The sequence below is a fragment of the Cyanobium sp. Alchichica 3B3-8F6 genome, assembly GCF_024346435.1.
Lineage (GTDB): Bacteria > Cyanobacteriota > Cyanobacteriia > PCC-6307 > Cyanobiaceae > Cyanobium_A.
Genome location: NZ_JAGQCZ010000005.1, coordinates 16832 through 31713 on the forward strand (window position 1 = coordinate 16832; position 14882 = coordinate 31713).

At 62.8% G+C, this 14882-nt stretch carries 16 protein-coding genes; 7 read left to right on the forward strand and 9 right to left on the reverse strand.

The window, feature by feature from the left end:
- Positions 1–344: 344 nt before the first annotated feature.
- From KBY65_RS05350 to KBY65_RS05360, 3 genes are all read right to left on the reverse strand, one after another.
- On the reverse strand, positions 345–1784 hold the full coding sequence (locus KBY65_RS05350) for a radical SAM/SPASM domain-containing protein (RefSeq protein ID WP_255000772.1): 1440 nt from the start codon (positions 1782–1784) through the stop codon (positions 345–347).
- A 42-nt stretch (positions 1785–1826) separates the two neighbouring features.
- Positions 1827–2042: a hypothetical protein gene (locus KBY65_RS05355; protein ID WP_255000773.1), complete on the reverse strand. Its 216-nt coding sequence runs from the start codon at positions 2040–2042 to the stop codon at positions 1827–1829.
- An 84-nt stretch (positions 2043–2126) separates the two neighbouring features.
- Positions 2127–2468 carry a hypothetical protein gene (locus KBY65_RS05360; protein ID WP_254988253.1) on the reverse strand — a complete coding sequence of 114 codons (342 nt, stop codon included), beginning with the start codon at positions 2466–2468 and terminating at the stop codon, positions 2127–2129.
- Between the two features lie 111 nt (positions 2469–2579).
- Here KBY65_RS05360 and KBY65_RS05365 point away from each other — a divergent pair, with 111 nt between their 5' ends.
- Positions 2580–2882 (forward strand): sigma factor-like helix-turn-helix DNA-binding protein, encoded by a 303-nt coding sequence (locus KBY65_RS05365; protein WP_255000775.1) that lies wholly within the window; start codon positions 2580–2582, stop codon positions 2880–2882.
- Here the strand turns inward: KBY65_RS05365 and KBY65_RS14040 are convergent.
- Entirely contained in the window at positions 2857–3180 is a 324-nt protein-coding gene (locus KBY65_RS14040) for a ribbon-helix-helix domain-containing protein (protein ID WP_409996044.1), read from the reverse strand. The genes KBY65_RS05365 and KBY65_RS14040 overlap by 26 nt on opposite strands.
- Positions 3181–3365: 185 nt before the next feature.
- Positions 3366–3818, reverse strand: a complete 453-nt coding sequence (locus KBY65_RS05370) for a hypothetical protein (RefSeq protein WP_255000776.1) — start codon at positions 3816–3818, stop codon at positions 3366–3368.
- A gap of 138 nt (positions 3819–3956) precedes the next feature.
- On the opposite strand from KBY65_RS05370, the gene KBY65_RS05375 reads away from it, so the two are divergent.
- The 5 genes from KBY65_RS05375 to KBY65_RS05395 all read left to right on the forward strand — a co-directional run bounded on the left by KBY65_RS05375 (position 3957) and on the right by KBY65_RS05395 (position 7486).
- A complete protein-coding gene (locus KBY65_RS05375) occupies positions 3957–4286 on the forward strand; it encodes an ArsR/SmtB family transcription factor (protein ID WP_255000777.1) in 330 nt (109 codons plus the stop codon).
- Between the two features lie 83 nt (positions 4287–4369).
- Positions 4370–5929 carry a carboxypeptidase M32 gene (locus tag KBY65_RS05380; RefSeq protein WP_254988251.1) on the forward strand — a complete coding sequence of 520 codons (1560 nt, stop codon included), beginning with the start codon at positions 4370–4372 and terminating at the stop codon, positions 5927–5929.
- A 49-nt stretch (positions 5930–5978) separates the two neighbouring features.
- On the forward strand, positions 5979–6566 hold the full coding sequence (locus KBY65_RS05385) for an inorganic diphosphatase (RefSeq protein ID WP_094559929.1): 588 nt from the start codon (positions 5979–5981) through the stop codon (positions 6564–6566).
- A 58-nt stretch (positions 6567–6624) separates the two neighbouring features.
- Entirely contained in the window at positions 6625–7185 is a 561-nt protein-coding gene (locus KBY65_RS05390; protein ID WP_254988250.1) for a L,D-transpeptidase, read from the forward strand.
- Positions 7186–7312: 127 nt separating this feature from the next.
- Positions 7313–7486 carry a hypothetical protein gene (locus tag KBY65_RS05395; RefSeq protein WP_198953848.1) on the forward strand — a complete coding sequence of 58 codons (174 nt, stop codon included), beginning with the start codon at positions 7313–7315 and terminating at the stop codon, positions 7484–7486.
- On the opposite strand, the gene KBY65_RS05400 is transcribed toward KBY65_RS05395, so the two are convergent.
- From KBY65_RS05400 to rpoD, 4 genes are all read right to left on the reverse strand, one after another.
- Positions 7471–9489, reverse strand: a complete 2019-nt coding sequence (locus tag KBY65_RS05400) for a chloride channel protein (RefSeq protein WP_255000778.1) — start codon at positions 9487–9489, stop codon at positions 7471–7473. The two genes, KBY65_RS05395 and KBY65_RS05400, sit on opposite strands and share 16 nt — an antisense overlap.
- Entirely contained in the window at positions 9464–10426 is a 963-nt protein-coding gene (gene hemC, locus KBY65_RS05405; RefSeq protein ID WP_254988249.1) for a hydroxymethylbilane synthase, read from the reverse strand. Before hemC ends, KBY65_RS05400 begins: the two co-directional genes overlap by 26 nt.
- An 80-nt stretch (positions 10427–10506) precedes the next feature.
- Positions 10507–10905 carry a DUF1824 family protein gene (locus tag KBY65_RS05410; RefSeq protein WP_254988248.1) on the reverse strand — a complete coding sequence of 133 codons (399 nt, stop codon included), beginning with the start codon at positions 10903–10905 and terminating at the stop codon, positions 10507–10509.
- Positions 10902–12191, reverse strand: a complete 1290-nt coding sequence (gene rpoD, locus KBY65_RS05415) for an RNA polymerase sigma factor RpoD (RefSeq protein WP_255000779.1) — start codon at positions 12189–12191, stop codon at positions 10902–10904. Before rpoD ends, KBY65_RS05410 begins: the two co-directional genes overlap by 4 nt.
- Positions 12192–12647: 456 nt before the next feature.
- Between rpoD and priA the strand changes: the two genes are divergently transcribed.
- Positions 12648–14882 carry a primosomal protein N' gene (gene priA / locus KBY65_RS05420; protein WP_255000780.1) on the forward strand — a complete coding sequence of 745 codons (2235 nt, stop codon included), beginning with the start codon at positions 12648–12650 and terminating at the stop codon, positions 14880–14882.

Genomic DNA, 14882 nt, shown 5'->3' on the forward strand with positions numbered 1-14882 from the left:
GTGAAAAGATAGTTATAATCGACGCCCATGCTGGAATGGGCAAAGAAGGATGTATTAGCGCAGTGTACTCTAAAGAGCATTCTGCAAATCAATCTAATGGGTTCTTTTGTGAAGAACTCCAAAGATACATCTATTTAAAGAAAGGTGTCCAATCCATTCTGCATGTCCTCGAAGTGGGGATCCAATCGACAGAAAATCATTTTAGTAAAGTACTTTACGAGATCTATTTCACTAGGAGGCAGCTCGCTGGTAAATACATTAGTGTAAAAGCAAGCGAGCAGGATCGTGATCAAATATTGCCTTCTAGCTTATTCAATGGCCAACAGATTAAGGAGGTACTGGACTTAAGTTGGCTTAACGCCTTTAAGGCTAACGAGATCAGGAACCTGAATACAATCAGAAGGATATTCGAAGCTTAGTGAAGATAGTTTCGTAGGCGACAGAGTCTCATCCCAATCATCTTTGCTGACTAAACCATTGTTAATAGCTCTACGAAAAAGATGCTCATTAAAGCAAAGTTTAGATGTTGGACAATGCATTCCCATGTCTTCGTGTGGCTTTGAAACGAAATGAAGAGGGCAGCCACCACGACAAGAACCAACAAGCCGACACTTCTTACAATATTCGTCATTAAAAGCTGTCCATGAGTTCCATTTACGAAATGTATCGGATTCTTTTGCTGCATCAAAGTCGGATACATCCCCTAATTTAAAAGTTGGATTTGAGATTGGAATGTAACACTTAAAGAGATCCCCGTATGGATTTATGGCAAAACTGTTGTGACGAGTCACCAGACAGTCGCCCATATGCTCATCAATATCAAGAGCCGCTTTGATATGATGACTGTCGAGGCATCGAAGGAAGGAGAGCTCAGCATCTGCATACTCTTGGTATTCAGAAATGATATCTGTCCCGACATCACCAGCATCCTCAAGCTGACTATTCGATGGATCATAAACCAGGGCAAAATACATCGAAAATCTTTCACATGGAATCTCACGTCGACTAATATCTTCAACTAACTTAGGAATGCCATCAATATTGCGCTTGCTAACGTTCACCCTGACAACTATGTTCATGCTTGTAGCTGCAAGGACGTCTTTAACGTTGTCAAGAATCTTGTTGTACGATCCTGTATGCTTACTTGGAAAACGACTGCTGTCGTGAGAATCAACATAACCATCCATGGATATCTGAGCATTTTTGACTCCTGCATCCAATAGCTTCTGGGCTTTTTCAGGACTCAAAAGGTAACCGTTGGATAGTACTGAGGATGAATAGTAAATCTTTTGGGCCTTGCAGAAGCCTTTGAACTGGGTTGAGAATTCAACTATCTCTTTAAACGCTAGGAGTGGTTCTCCTCCATACCAAGAGATGTGAAGCTTTCTTAAATCTTCATGACGTGAAACATACGACAGAACCTTCGAGACCGTTGACTGATCAATTTTTTTTGGGTCCTTGTCTAAGCCCTGATTGCAATATGAGCACGAGAAATTGCACCCTTCGGTCATCATCAGTGTTAAACTCATTGACCTAGAAAATATCTTCTTGTCAGCGAGATCAGAATTGATTAGATGTTGATACTGCTTTGGTGCAGATTCGCAAACCATCCCTTTGCTCCTGAGCATCAGAAGCAATGGGTCGTATATGCTGTCAAACTGACAGGTGTTTAATTTGGCGAGTTCTAAGGGATTTAGGCGTAGCAACTGCTGCGTAGCTGAATTGTAGACCAATGATTCTCCATGCTTTAGGGGAACCTTGACGTTGAAAAAAGATGTTTCCATAAAAAAGGGCGCGCGTTTAGAGCGCGCCCATACTTGGGAAAATCAGACAGCAGCAACAACGTCGTTGAAGTAACAGGAGCCACCACCAGCAGCGTCAAGGGACGCATCAGTATGCGCATGATCGTCAAGCTCTTCGCGGGTCACCTCATGACCAAGCGACTGGGCATGTGAGATGATCTCGCTTGGAGTGGACGCCTTTGTATCAAGACGTGCGTCAGGATTGGCTTGCAAGTGGTCGATGTAGGTTTTGAGAGACATGATTGAGACTCTTGAGACTTAATGCGTCCAGAACTGACGCATATATGCATTATAGGAGGTAGCGCCCAGGGCTGATTCAAAGTCTTAATCCGGGCCGGGCTCTGGTTGGCGCCGCGCCATCGCCAGCAGCGCCTTGATGTCATGCATCACCGCCTGCATGCCGGCTCGGATCGACTGGAAACCGGCCAGCCTCAGCAGGTTCATAGCCGCGGTGCGCAGCGTGCCCATCGCGCCGGCGCCATTGCCCCGGTAGCGGTGGGAGTCCTCATGCAGCTGTGTGTCCCTGATCCAGTGCCAGCCCTCAATGCTCCAGCGGTCGCGTACCAGTCTCAGCAGGGCTTCTGGGGTGGTGCGTAGGCTCGTGAGAAACAGGTGGGTCGCCTGAAAGGGCTTGCCGTCACGGGTGCCGCTGGCCGTGACTTCCATGATCCAGCTGGTGCCGACGGAGGAGCATTCAAGGTCGAAGATGTTGTTAGGATTAGCGGTGAAGATGAGAAGCGAGTTCCCCAGGCTAACTTATTGTTGTATTACAATAATATGGTTTCGCTTGGCCAAGGCGTGTCGGGTGCGGAGGGCGGTGAGTTGACGCTAAAGGATACGATTCCTTCGGTCGATAAAAATGTGGTAGCTGACGATTATGCTTGGCTTGAGCGGTATGTAGCCCAGCTTTCCCCGTTTGAAATACAGGTGTTAAGCCTTCGGTTTTTGAGTGACAAAAAACTGTCACTCGTGGATGTTTCTCGCTTAACGGGGAAAACCAGGCATCATGTTCAGGTTGTCGAAAGCAGAGCGCTTGGAAAGTTAAGGCGAAATGTTATGCCCGCTTTGAATCCTGATTGAAGAGTCGGCATCGGCACCTCTCGGTTTTTGGCCTTCTGAGGTGCCCGTTGGGGGCGGGATTGATGCCGAGCAGCTGCTTGGCCTGCACCGCGCGGTGCCCGTTGCCTTCGAAGCCTGAAGGCTGAGCCATCGCGGGCTGTTGTTCCCTCAAGGCGTCCTCCAGCAAGAAGGCGCAAAGGTTGGAGACGGAGCGGCCTTCGTTTTCGGATCGGCTCAGCAAGGCCTCATGAACGTGGTAGCTCAAAGTGATCGAGATCCGGCGGGGCTGACGCTGAAGAACGCGAAGACGGTTGTTCATTGTTTCGTTCCTCTAGGTGAAGCGTGATGGGTTTCTGGTGTATTCGATGTCACATCCGTGCATGTGCCATCTGCGTCGTAATAGCACTACTCTTTGAGCCCTCCTCGCGGTTTGCGCTCTAACCGGTTCGGTTCCGATGTGGCCTGCCGCAGTGGCGGCGCAGAGCTCAGCAAAGGGCCTCAGTTTCAAGCGTCCCTGCGCCACCAGCGCCAGCCCTCCACGTTGATCAGCAATCCGAACACCGTCAGGGCAGCCATCAGCACGATCTGATCAGCACGGGCATCGGGCACAAGGATGTCGGCGACCAGATGGGGCACGTTGGTGACCGAGTAGACGATGCTGAACCAAAAGTGCAAACGTCGCCAGGGCCGCCAGCGCAATGCCGGTTCCGATGCGGTGTCGGCATAGCTGATCAATACAACCGCGATCAGCGGCAGCAGGAAGTAGCCGAGCATGGCGCCGAACAACAGCGGTAGGGCGCTGGTGGGGAGCTGGCTGTGGATCTCAGGCGACTGACCGTGGAACAGAGGCATCAAGCCCAGATCCACATGGAACAGCATGGCCAGCATCCAGGCGATCCACAGGGTGATCAGCCGCTGGGCATGGTTGGTGGCTTGGCGCATGGCCTTTGCCCGCATGCCGGGCTCTTGCTTGGGTTCAGTGTGGGGCGGTTGCAGCTCAGCCGGCTGGTTTGCGTCCGAGCACCTGATCCACGACGTCGCTCCTTCAGGATCAGCAGCCTGCTGCATAATGTCTTTATTGTCATACTCACTTTCATGGCTGCCTCCGGCTCCATGCCCTCTCCTCAGTTGCTGGAGGAGTACAGCCAGTTCTTCCGACTGCTGAGTGAGCCGGCCCGCCTGCAGTTGCTCTGTCAGCTGAAGCAGGGGCCGATGGATGTGGCCGCGCTCATTGAGGCCACCGGCTTTTCCCAGTCGCACATCAGCCGCCAGCTGGGCCAGCTGCAGCGGGCCGGCCTGGTGCGGTGTGAGCGCGATGGAGTGCGCACGATCTGGACTGCAGAAGGCGAGCTGGTCAACGATCTCTGCACCCTGGTGCAGACCCGGCTGAAGCAGCGCCTAGAGGACCAGCTCTCCCAGCTGTAGTCGGCCTGAGCCTGCTGCTTGGGCGGCTGGTGGGTAGCCGTTGGTGGGGGCCATGCTTGATGCGTCATCGCCCCGTGGTCTCAATGGCTCCATCCGATTCGGCCCTTGCGCGTCTCCGGAGCCACCTGCACCAAACGCGCCTGCTGGGCTCGATCAGTAGTGCCCTCTACTACGACCAGAACACGGTGATGCCCGCGGCTGGCGCCGCTTGGCGGGGAGACCAGCTGGCCCTGTTGGCCGGCCAGCTGCACCAGCGCCAGAGCAGCGCGGAATACGCCGAGCTGGTGGCAGCGGCTGAGGCCGAGCTTGACGTCGATGCGCTGCCTGAGCGCCGCCGCAACCTGCAGCTGCTGCGGCTGGAGCTGGAGCGTCAGCGCTGCCTCGATCCAGCCCTGGTGGCGGCCCTCGCCAAGGCCCAGTCGCGCGGCAATGCCGTCTGGCAGGACGCCCGCGCCCGCAACGATTTCGCCGCCTTTGCCCCGGCCCTCCAGGAGCTGATTGGCCTGCGCCGCCAGCAGGCCAGCCAGCTCGCCGCCGCTGAGCCGGTGGCCCGCAGCCCCTGGGAGGTGCTCGCCCAGCCCTTCGAGCCTGAGGTGAGCAAGGCGCGGCTGGACGAGTTGTTTGCGCCGCTCAAGGCTGAGCTGCCAGACCTGCTGCAGCAGGTCGCGGGACCGCCCTCAGTCGAGCCAGTCTCCGCCAGCCGCGGCGCTGTTGAACCGCTGGATTGGCCTGAGGCAATGCAGGAGGAGCTCTGCACCGCATTGCTTGAGCGCTGGGGCTACGACCCAAGCCGCTGCCAGCGCTCCCGTTCTGCCCATCCCTTTTCCTGCACCGTGGGCCCCCAGGACTTCCGCATCACCACCCGGGTGGTGCCGGGCCAGCCCCTCTCGGCCTTTCTGGCCACCGCTCACGAGTGGGGCCACTCCCTCTACGAGCAGGGGCTGCCACGCTCAGGTGATCACTATTTCCCCTGGCCCCTGGGGGAGGCCACCTCGATGGGGGTGCACGAATCCCAGTCGCTGTTTTGGGAATGCCGCGTGGCCCGCAGCCGCGCCTTTGCCGAGCGCTGGCATCCCCGCTTTTGCGCGGGGCTGTGCAGCGCGCCGGCCAGCGATCCCTGGGGCGGTGCCCAAGGCTTCTGGCGCGCCCTCAACCCGCTCAAGCCTGGCCTGATCCGGGTGGAGGCCGATGAGCTCAGCTACTGCCTGCACATCGTGCTGCGCTACGAGCTGGAGCTGGCCCTGCTGGAGCAGGACATGCCGGTGGAGGCTCTCCCTGAGCAGTGGAACCAACGGATGCACAACCTGCTGGGCATCCAGCCGGACAGCGATGCCCAGGGCTGCCTCCAGGACATTCATTGGGCGGAGGGCCTATTTGGCTATTTCCCCAGCTACGCCCTCGGCCATCTGATCAGCGCCCAGCTGGCAGAAGCCATGGAGCAGGAGTGGGGTGATGGCGCCATCGAGGCGGCGATCGGCGCGGGCCAGGAGAGCCGCTTGCACGACTGGTTGGCCCAGCGGGTCTACCCCCTGGGCCGAAGTGTCGATGCCGAAGGGCTGGTGGAGCAGGTGAGTGGTGCCCCTCTGAGCGCAGCCCCGTTTCTCCGTTATCTGCGCCACAAGCTCGAGCCGTTTCAGGCCTGATGACCCCACTTCTTAGGATGCGCCCCGATTCCGTTTTGAAGCCGCGCCCATGGCGAACATCGACCACGCTCCCAGCCGCACGATGCTCAACCTGCTGCACGTGCTGCCGGCCTTTGCCGATGAAGCCGAGCTGCGTCTGAACGCCATCGTGGAGCTCAACTCCATGACGATCAACAAATACGAGCTGATCACGGAAACCGGCCACCTCAAGCTCGACCGCGTCGGCTATTCATCCCTGGCCTACCCGTTCGCCTACGGCTGCATTCCCCGCACCTGGGACGAGGACGGCGATCCCCTCGACATCGAAATCGTGGGCGTGACCGAACCCCTGGTGCCCGGCTCCCTGGTGGAGGCCCGCATCATCGGCATCATGACCTTCGACGATGGCGGTGAGGTGGACGACAAGGTGATCGCCGTGTTGGCCGATGACAAGCGCATGGACCACATCACCAGCTACACCCAGCTCGGTGCCCAGTGGGTGAAGGAAACCGAGTACTACTGGGAGCACTACAAGGATCTCAAGAAGCCCGGCACCTGCAAGGTGAACGGCTTCCTTGAACCCGCCGAGGCCGTGCCCATCATCAAAGAGTGCGAGCAGCGCTACCGCGACACCATCGATGCCAAGTTGGTGAACTGAGCCAGAGCTCGAAGCCGGCGTTTTCAGGCTGAGTTCGAAGTTTGCGCGCGAATTGCCGATGACTGCCTCCTTCAAACCCCTCTGGCTTGCGGCTGCCGCTCTCCTGGTGGCGCCGGTCTGGGCCCAGGACAGCCCTGTGCCCCCGTCGGTTCAACCGACAGCGTCCACCGCCACGGCTGTTCCTGGGCCTCAGTCAGCTCCCGCCCCCCAGGTCAGCACCCGTGAAATCGTGTTGCAGCTGAGCAAACGCACGATCAGCCTGCGTGAAAACGGCAAGGTGATCAGCAGTTGGCCCGTGGCGATCGGCGATCCCAGCACGCCCACCCCAGTGGGCCGGTTCACGGTCCAGAACAAGGTGGTCAATCCCAAGTACCAGAGCACCAAGAGCGGCAAGATCAACGCCACGGTGGGACCCAATGGTCCCCTGGGCGACCGCTGGCTGGGGTTCCAACAGAGCGGCCCGAACCAATACGGCATCCACGGCACTCCGTCTGCCTGGTCGTGGACGGTGACCTCCCGCGCCGCTGTGACCAACGGCTGCGTGCGGATGCTGCACGAGCATGTGCGCAAGCTGTTTGATCTGGTGGATGTGGGGACGCCGGTGATTGTGCAGCGCTGATCGGTTTAGCGCTGATCGGCCTAATGGAAAACATTCTGGAGATCGACAGCTCTCCGGCTAAACGTCGCATCAACACAAGTACTTTGTAAGGCCTCATCGAGGCCATGGGCCTCCCGCGGCCCCGTTCATGTCCCCGGCTTCCTCGTCCCACCAACCTGCCGATCCCCAGGCCAGCACCACGCTCAAGTGGGCCAGCGATGGGGAACTGTCGTCCCTCGATCTCGAGCGGATCCTGGAGCGCTTGTGTGCCGTCGATCCGGCAGCCCAGCCGCTTACCGGCGCCCTTCAGGCCCAGTCCTGAGCTGACTGCAGGTGCCGTGCCAAGGCCCGGGCCATGCCATCGCGACTGGCCAGACCCCGCAGCGCTTCGACGGGGAGGCCAGGGTTGGGCAAGCCATGGGGGAGGGCCGCCGCCACGGCCGCCGGCACATCGAACACCGGCACTTGGCGTAGGCCATTGGGGGTGAGCTGGTCCTCAAGCTGGGCCATTTGGGCCGATAGGGGCAGCCACACCAGATCACCGCGGCGGCAGTCCATCAGGCTGGGCATCAAGGCCGCGCCACTTGGGCTGCGCGAGGGCTCGGCACTGAGGGCCCGTTGCAGATCCGCCAGGGTCACCAGTCCCACCACCCAGGCCCCGTCGGCCACCACCAGGCAATGGCCGTGGGCCTCTACCAGCTGACGCAGGGCCAGGTGGGCCGGCAGCTCAGCCGGCAGCACCAACGGGGCTTCCGGCTCAAAGGCTTCCCCCACCGGCAACGCCGCCAGCTGGCGACGGCGGTGCTCCTCCAGGGGATCGGGGCCCAGCAGCCCAGGATCCGCTAGCCCCTGCCAGCGCTCCACCAGGGCGGCGCTGAGGCCGGCCGCCGCCATCAATGGCAGCACGATGCGGATGTCGCGGGTGAGCTCAAACAGCAGCAGCAGCGCCGTCAGTGGTGCCCGGGCGCTGCCCGCCAGCACGGCAGCCATGCCCACCATCGCGTAAGCCGGCGGTTCGGCCACCGGCAGATGCAGGCCGCTGGCGCCGAGCAGCTGGCCGTAGCAGTTGCCCAGCACAGCCCCGAGAAACAGCGAGGGTGCAAATCCCCCTCCCACGAAGCCGGTGGCGTTGCTGATGCCGGTGGCCAGCAGTTTCACGCCCAGCAACACCAGCAGGGTCAACAGCGGCACCCCGCCGTCACTGCCGAGCAGGGCTTCGATCGTGTCGTAGCCCACCCCCAGCACCTGGGGAAACACCAGGGCCATCAGGCCCACACAGGCTCCGCCCAGGGCAGTGGGCAGGCCAGGTGGCAACTGGGCTAGCCAGCCCTGAAGCCGTTCACTGCGGCCGGCGGCCAGCAGGCTGATCAGGGCCCAGGACATCAAGCTGGCCACCAATCCCAGCCCGAGATAGAGGGGCAACTCCAGTGGCGAGCGCACCTCGTAGGCCGGCAGCCGCAGGATTGGTGTGTCGCCGAGCAGCAGCTGGGTGACGAGCGAGGACGCCACCGCCGCCACCAGCACGGCCCGCAGGCTGGGTCGGCCCTGGACGGCGCTGAAGCTTCCCTCGAAGGCAAAGAACACCCCCGCGATCGGGGCCTTAAAGCCTGCCGCTAGGCCGGCGGCCACCCCGGCCGCCACCAGAGCTTTCTGGCTCTGGGGGGAGAGCCCGCCGCGCAAGGCCACCCAAAGGCCAAGGTTGCCGCCGCTCTCCACGCTGGGGCCCTCGGGGCCGAGGGAGGCGCCGCTGCCAAGGCTCAGGGATGCGCCCAGCAGGCGCTGAAGCGGCAGCCTGGGCTGGGCCGGCATCGCCCCATCCGCCATGGCCATCAGGCTGGGTAGTCCCGGACCGAGGTCGCCGCCGTAGCGGCGCAGCAGACCCACGGCCAGCCCCCCCAACGTGGGCACCACCACCACCGGCCAGAGGCTGATCCAGTCGGGGAGCGACGAGACGGGTAGGGGCAGCGGCTCGGGCGCTGCCGGCGGTGGCGGCAGAAAGCCCAGACCCCCCAGACCCACCTGCAGCAGGGCCCGCAGGGGGGTGCCCGTATCTGGGGGCAGGGCGGGCAGTTCGGGCGGGAGCTCGGGCGGCTGGCTGCGGCCGACGGTCAGCAGGCCCTCGACGAACGGGCCAAACAGCCCGTTGTTGATGAAGCCGAGCAATTCATGGAAGCCCACCACGGCCAGCCCGGTAAGCACGCCCACCAGAGCTGCCCAGGCGAGCAGATTCCACTGGTACGGGAGGGCGCGGGCCTCGGCTTCTGCCGGGGCCTGGTTCTCAGCGGGTTCGGATGTGGTTTCAGGCTTCAGGCCGGACCGTTGCAAAGATCTCCTCCAGGATTTCTCCTGCTCCCTGGGCTTTGAGGGTGTGGGCCAGGGCAATGCCGATGGCCTCGGGATCCGCCTGGGGGCCGCGGGCCTCATCGCGGATCAGGCGCTGGCCATCGAGGCTGGCCACCATGCCGGTGAGGATCAGCTCGCCGGTGTTGTCGGGGCCGGCAAAGCGGGTGTTGACGCCGATCGGCACCTGGCAGCCGCCTTCCAACTCCCGCAGGAAGGCTCGCTCCGCCAGGCAGCGGCGGGCGGTGGGGGGGTGTTCCAGCACCTTGATCTGCTCCAGCACGGTGCTGTCGCCCTCGCGGCACTCGATGCCCAGGGCCCCTTGGCCCACAGCGTGCAGGGAGATGGAGGGATCGATCAGCTCGTGGATGCGGTCGCCCAGCCCCAGCCGCCCCAGGCCGGCCGCCGCCAGGATCAGACAGTCGAATTCACCGGAATCGAGCTTCTCCAGGCGGGTGATCACATTGCCGCGCACGTCCTTGAAGGTGAGGTGCGGATAGTGGTGGCGAAGCTGGGCCAGGCGGCGCAGGGAGCTGGTGCCCACCACGGCACCGGCGGGCAGGGTGGCGAGTGTTTTGTCGTTGTGCTTGGCGTGCACCACCAGGGCATCGGCGGGATCTTCCCGCTCGGTGATGCAGCCCAGCATCAGGCCTTCAGGGAGGTTGGTGGGCAGGTCCTTGAGGCTGTGGACGGCGATGTCGGCCTGGTCGACCAGCATCTGGGCCTCGAGCTCCTTGGTGAACAGTCCCTTGTCGCCGATTTTGGCCAGGGCCACATCGAGGATCTTGTCGCCCTGGGTGGCCATCGCCTCGATGCTGATCTCCAGGCCGCTGTGGGCCTTGGCCAGCTCATCGCGCACCCAATGGGTCTGCACCATGGCCAGTTGGCTGCGGCGGGAGGCGATGCGCAGGGGATTGGCCATCGGTGCCAGATAACAGCCGCCCAGCCTAAGGACTGGAGCTCTCGAGTAACGCCTGCGCTGTCACAAAAGCGCGGGATCGCTCAGGCGGCAAACAGATCGAGGGGGAAGGGCCCCCAGGTGTCTTCGGCGTCGGGATTGACACTGCTGTGGCCAGTGATGAGAAGCCCTTCCCCCAGCCCCGTTTCACGACGCACCAGAAAGCGGCCCGTGTTCTGGTTGGCCTTGAGAAACACCGGCCCCTCGATGGCCTCCAGGGCTTCGCAGGCCGGATCCAGCTCCAGGGGGCTCCAGCCCAGGGCCGTCTCCAGCTGGCGCAGGCAGGCCAGCGCCCTGGCCGCTGTGGGAGCCATCACCCCCACCGTGAACCAGTCACAGGCGGCAAGACAGGGCTGCAGTTCCGTCAACAGCGCAGCACGCTCAGGGGCCTGAAGCATCGGCGCGCTGCGCAGCTCCCGCAGGGCCGTCAGGCCCTCACTCACTTGATGTACTCCTTGAGCACGCCGTTGCGGTTGGGGTGGCGCAGCTTGCGCAGGGCCTTGGCCTCGATCTGACGAATCCGCTCGCGGGTGACATCAAAGATCTGGCCGATCTCCTCGAGGGTTTTCATGCGGCCGTCATCCAGGCCGTAGCGCAGGCGCAGCACGTCGCGCTCGCGGGGGCTGAGGGTGGCCAGCACGCCTTCGAGGTCTTCGCGCAGCAGGTTCTTGGCCACGTCCTGCTCGGGGTTCTCGATGTCGGCTTCGATGAAGTCGCCGAGGCGAGAATCCTCCTCCTTGCCGATCGGCGTTTCCAGGGAGATCGGCAGCTGGGCGCTCTTGGCGATGAAGCGCAGCTTCTCGATGGTCATCTCCATCGATTCGGCGATCTCCTCCTCGGTGGGCTTGCGGCCGAACTCCTGGGAAAGGGTCTTGGTGGTTTTCTTGATGCGCGAGATCGTCTCGTAGAGGTGCACCGGCAGGCGGATGGTGCGCGACTGGTCGGCGATAGCGCGGGTGATCGCCTGACGGATCCACCAGGTGGCGTAGGTGGAGAACTTGTAGCCCTTCTCGTGGTCGAACTTCTCAGCGGCGCGGATCAGACCGAGGCTGCCCTCCTGGATCAGGTCCTGGAAGCTCAGACCCCGGTTCATGTATTTCTTGGCGATCGACACCACCAGTCGCAGGTTCGACTGCACCATCTTTTCCTTGGCCCGGCGGCCCAGCATCAGCCGGCGGCGGAACTTGATCGGTGGCATCTCCACCAGAACCGCCCACTCCCGGTTGTCGGGCTGGCGGCCGTTGTCAGCCTCGAACTGAGCAGCAATCTCCTCGAGCTGCAGCAGATCAGCGATCTTGCGGGCCAGCTCGATCTCCTCGTCTGGGCGCAGCAGCCGGATCCGGCCGATCTCCTGCAGATAAACGCGGATCGAGTCTTCCGTGTAGACACCCTTCGGGCCCACCTTGATGCTGGCCAGGGCTTTGGCAGCCTTGTTGTCCTTTTCGGCTACCGCGGCGGCGAGGGCTGGGTCTGCCCCGTCGGCGGCGGGGGCTGCATCCGCAACGACAACCTTGGCTTTGGCAGGGGCCTTGGTGCCTGCAGCCTTGGCTTTGGCTGGGCTGGATTTAGCGGTTGTGGTTTTTGGGGCGGCAGACTTGCTGGAGGCGGCCTTGGGCTTGGCAGCAGCCTTCTTCGCTTTGGGCTTCACAGCCACCTCTTCACCGGCCGCCGTGGCCACGATCAGGATTTCCGGGGTTGCTTTCAGCTCGGCAGCGGCGGCGGGGCTCATGGGATACGGAAACGAAGAGAGACAGAGCGTTGGGGAGGAAGCGGGTTTCCAGGGATTGCCCGGCGGCATTCAGCACGACTGCACAGTCGAACGGGGTTGGAAACGGCGATGGTCGGTCGGGTGGCTGGACTTCGAGAGGCCTCAAGGGTTTGAGGAGAGTCGACAGTGATGTTGAACAGCGGGGTCTACGGGACACCTCACGACAGAAAACGACCTGATGGAGCAAAAAGGTCGGCGGCGGAAGCCTGATTGGATGGCCGAAGCCAGGAAATTGGCTGGAGCCAAAAAATTGGCTGGAGCCAAGCAGTGCTGTCAGGGGTGGTCGCAGACCAGGAGGCCGAATGGTGGGAGGCTGGCTCCCGGGGTCTCTCTTCAGGTCTTCCCGCTGGACGGAATTCTGCTCGGTTCCGACGGCAGCCATTGGACTGCCCAACAGACACATTCTATGAATGGGCTGTGACCTTTGCAAGCTCGACGCCCCCGTGGCTGCAGATCTGGCTTGAGGCCGGCCGCGAAGGCCAGGTCTTTACCTATGCCAACAGCGCTGAGACCCCTGCTGGCATCGGTGATCTGGTGCGGGTGCGTCTGCAGGGCCGCCTGCACACCGGGCTTGTGGTGGAAGCGCTCGATCAGCTGCCGGCCAGTCTGAGCGGCAAGACGATCCAACCGATTCTGGCGATCTGGCAGCGGGCCGCCGTCGATCCCCAATGGCAAGGGTTGATTGAGAGCGTGGCCGAGTCGTGCCACACCAGCCTGTTCAAAACCCTCAAAAGCGCCCTGCCCCCCGGTTGGCTCGGCCAGCGCAGCCAGGGGCCAAGTCGCACCAGCCGTCCAATCTGGTTGGTGGAACGCTCTGCCGCGCCGCTCCCCATCCAGCCCATTACCCCCCGGCAGCAGCAGCTGTTGGAGCACCTGGAGGGTCAAGCCGCTGCGGTGCCCCTGCGCCAGCTCTGCGGCGAGGCGGGCTTCAGCCGGGCTGTGCTGAAGGGCCTGGAATCTCGGGGGTTGGTGGTGCGGCGCTCGGAGTCGGAGCCGGGCAGCAGTTCTGCGGGCCTGCCGGCTGCCGCCTGGCCTGCTCTCACCGAAGCCCAGGCCGCTGCGGTGCACGCCCTGGCCGGGGCGGATCCGGGCGCTGAATTTCTGCTCTGGGGCGTCACCGGCGCCGGCAAAACCGAGGTGTATCTGCAGGCGGCTGCCCGGGTGCTCGCCGCGGGGGAGGGCTGCTTGCTGCTCACGCCGGAGATCGGCCTGATTCCCCAGCTGCTCGACCGTGCCCGTGAGCGCTTTGGCTCCCGGGTGGTGGAGTTTCACAGCGGCCTCGCCGATGGCGCCCGGGTTGCCACCTGGCGCCGCTGCCTCGAAGACGAGCCGGTGGTGGTGGTGGGCACCCGCTCGGCGATCTTTTTGCCGATGCCACGCCTGGGCTTGATCGTGCTGGATGAGGAGCACGACAGCTCCTACAAGCAGGACAGCCCGATGCCCTGCTATCACGCTCGGGATGTGGCTCGGCAGCGGGCCCGGCGCAGCGGAGCCCGGCTGGTGCTTGGCAGTGCCACCCCATCGCTGGAGAGCTGGCTAGCGTGCCAGGGGCCCCAGGCCTCCACCCGCCTGCTGCGGCTACCGGAGCGGATCGGAGCCCGGCCGCTGCCTGCTGTGCGGGTGATCGACATGCGCCATGAGTTGGCTGAGGGCCACCGCCGCCTGCTCAGTCGGGCCCTGATGGGGCGGCTTGAGCAGCTGCAGGAGAAGGGAGAGCAGGCCGTGGTGCTGGTGCCCCGCCGCGGCTACCGGGCCTTCCTGAGCTGCCGCAGCTGCGGCGAGGCGGTGCTGTGCCCCCATTGCGATGTGGCCCTCACGGTGCACCGCTCCAAGGGTGGCCAGGAATGGTTGCGCTGCCACTGGTGCGATCACCGCGCCGAGCTGGGAGACCGCTGCGGCCACTGTGGCTCCACCGCCTTCAAGCCCTTCGGGGCCGGCACCCAGCGGGTGATGGAGCAGCTGGCCGCCGAGCTGGAGGGTCTGCGGTTGCTGCGCTTCGACCGCGACACAACCCGGGGCCGAGATGGTCACCGCCGCCTGCTCGACCGTTTTGCCCAAGGTGAGGCCGACGTGCTCGTGGGCACCCAGATGCTGGCCAAGGGAATAGACCTGCCCCGGGTCACCCTCGCTGCGGTTCTCGCGGCGGATGGGCTGCTGCATCGCCCTGATCTGCGCTCCTCGGAGCAGTGCCTGCAGCTGCTGTTGCAGCTAGCGGGCCGGGCCGGGCGCGGTGAGAAGCCGGGGGAGGTGCTGGTGCAGACCTACAGCCCGGATCACCCCGTGATCCGCCATCTCGTGGATGGTCGCTACGGGCAATTTCTGCTGGAGGAGAGCCAGTTGCGTCGCCAGGCCAGCCTGGTGCCCTTTAGCCGGGCCTGTCTGCTGCGCCTAAGTGGCCCCACGGCCAGCGGCACCGCCACGGCGGCAGCGGCTCTGGCGGAGCGGATTCGCGGCGACCTCGAAGCGGCCGGTTGGCTGCTGATCGGTCCCGCCCCGGCCCCGGTGGCCCGGGTGGCGGGCAAGAGCCGCTGGCAGCTGCTGTTGCACGGACCCGCCGGCCAGCCGTTGCCCCTGCCCAGCGAGGCCGTGTTGCGCCAGGGGCTGCCGGCGGGGGTTGGGCTGGCGATCGACCCCGATCCCCTCACCCTGTAA